This is a genomic window from Sinorhizobium sp. P24N7, from assembly GCF_042436655.1.
In the GTDB taxonomy this organism is placed as follows: Bacteria; Pseudomonadota; Alphaproteobacteria; order Rhizobiales; family Rhizobiaceae; genus Sinorhizobium; species Sinorhizobium meliloti_A.
Genome location: NZ_JBHMIW010000162.1, coordinates 1 through 369, shown reverse-complemented (window position 1 = coordinate 369; position 369 = coordinate 1). Strand labels below are relative to the sequence as shown.

1 protein-coding gene is annotated in these 369 nt (G+C 63.4%); it reads left to right on the top strand.

Annotation, left to right across the window (positions count from 1 at the left end):
- A partial coding sequence (locus tag ACFHWW_RS34445; RefSeq protein ID WP_379943881.1) for an arsenate reductase ArsC occupies nucleotides 1-369 on the top strand: 369 nt, incomplete at both ends.

The following is a 369-nucleotide window of genomic DNA, read 5'->3' as shown; positions in this document are numbered from 1 at the left end:
GCAATTCCGCACGTTCGATCATCGCAGAAAGCGTTCTGCGAAAGGACGGAGCCGGCAAGTTCAATGCCTATTCCGCGGGGAGCCAACCCAAGGGCGAGGTCAATCCGTTCGCCATCGAGACGCTCGCGGGACACCACTATCCCGTCGAAGGGCTTCGGTCGAAAAGCTGGGACGAATTTGCCGTGCCCGGCGCTCCCCAACTCGATTTCGTCTTCACCGTCTGCGACAATGCCGCAGGCGAAGCCTGCCCCGTCTGGCCGGGACAGCCCGTGACAGCGCACTGGGGCGTCGAAGACCCGGCAGCCGTCGAGGGGACAGACGCCGAGAAGCGCGTCGCGTTCGCCACGACGCTTCGTTACATGAAACTCC